The sequence below is a fragment of the Streptomyces sp. NPDC107521 genome (genome assembly GCF_055598485.1).
The window spans coordinates 1-1366 of sequence record NZ_JBVKAT010000057.1 but is presented as its reverse complement, the minus strand read 5'-3'; the positions used below and the strand labels follow the sequence as shown (position 1 = coordinate 1366).

The 1366-nt window shown below is 79.4% G+C and carries 2 protein-coding genes; one reads left to right on the top strand and one right to left on the bottom strand.

The genetic code is table 11. The features are described 5' to 3' along the window. The coding region (locus ACZ7LB_RS31945) for an oligopeptide/dipeptide ABC transporter ATP-binding protein (protein ID WP_471473193.1) at positions 1-526 on the top strand (526 nt) is incomplete at its 5' end. A 482-nt stretch (positions 527-1008) separates the two neighbouring features. On the opposite strand, the gene ACZ7LB_RS31940 is transcribed toward ACZ7LB_RS31945, so the two are convergent. Then, the coding region (locus tag ACZ7LB_RS31940) for an oligopeptide/dipeptide ABC transporter ATP-binding protein (RefSeq protein WP_471473191.1) at positions 1009-1366 on the bottom strand (358 nt) is incomplete at its 5' end.

Below are 1366 nucleotides of genomic sequence, written 5' to 3'. Positions count from 1 at the left end.
GGCGGTGATGTACCTGGGCAAGGTGATCGAGGTCGGCGACCGGGAGTCCATCTACACCCGGCCCCGCCACCCCTACACCCACGCCCTGCTCTCCGCCGTGCCCGAGGTGGACCCGGACGGCGACCGGGGCGGGCGGCGCCAGCGCATCCGGCTGGCCGGGGACGTGCCCTCCCCGATCGACCCGCCCACCGGCTGCCGCTTCCGCACCCGCTGCTGGAAGGCGGCGGAGAGGTGCGCGAGCGAGGTGCCGCCGCTGGTCCGGATCGAGGGCAACCACGAGGGCCACCTGACCGCTTGCCACTTCCCGGAGGACCCGTCGACGGCGGCCCGGCAGGGGGACATCGTGCTGGACCCGGCCCTGACGGCACCGCAGAGTGCGGAGGGTGCGGGGAGCCCGGGAGGTCTGCGGGGTCCGGTGGGCGGACCGGGCCCGGTGCCGCGCGGGGCCGCAGAGGGCGCGGAGATGCCGGGGAAGGACGCGGGGGACGGCCCGGAGAACGTCTCGGGGGACGGAGGCCGGGCCTGACCTCCCGGGGCCGGGCCCGCCCGCGGGCCGGGTGGCAACGGCCCCGGGCCCGCCACTTCGGGTCCGGGCCGCGTACGGCCCCTCGCGGGCGTCCGGCCTTGCGTGCCCGCGCGGGGGAGCGGCCCGGGGGAGCCGGGGTCCCGTACGGGCCCCGGGCGCTCGGCGCGGGCCGCACGGTCCGGCGCGCCCCCGTAGGGCTCCCGCACCGCCCTCGGTGCCCCGGGTGACGGGCAGCGGCCCCGAGCGGCTCGGGAGCGGCTCCGAGCGGCTCCGGGGCGGCCCCGGAGCCCCCCGAGGAACCCCGGGCCCCCTCGGCCCGCCCGGCGGCCGTACCGCGCCCGGGGCGCCGGGAACGCGCCGAGGGCCCGCGCCTGTCGCAGGCGCGGGCCCTCGGCGGTTCCCCGGAGCGGACCGGTCCCGGCGGGTCGAAGGGCCGTGGAGGCTCCGTCGCCCGTGCGGCAGCCGGCGGGAAGGGGATGGTGTCAGGCGGCCGCCTCGGGCTCCTTGGAGAGCCGGGTGGCGGAGGGGTCCTGCGCGGCCTCGGGGTAGTGGCAGGCGGTCAGGTGGCCGGCGCGGTTGCCCTCCGCCCGGACCAGCGGCGGGGCCTCGCTCGCGCACTTCTCCGTCGCCTTCCAGCAGCGGGTGCGGAAGCGGCAGCCGGAGGGCGGGTTGATGGGGGAGGGCACGTCGCCCTGCAGCCGGATGCGCTCGCGGGGCGTCTCGTCGACCGTGGCCTCCGGCACCGCGGACAGCAGCGCCCGGGTGTAGGGGTGGCGCGGGTTGCCGTACAGGTCCTCGCGGTCCGCGACCTCCATGATCTTGCCGAGGTACATGACCGCG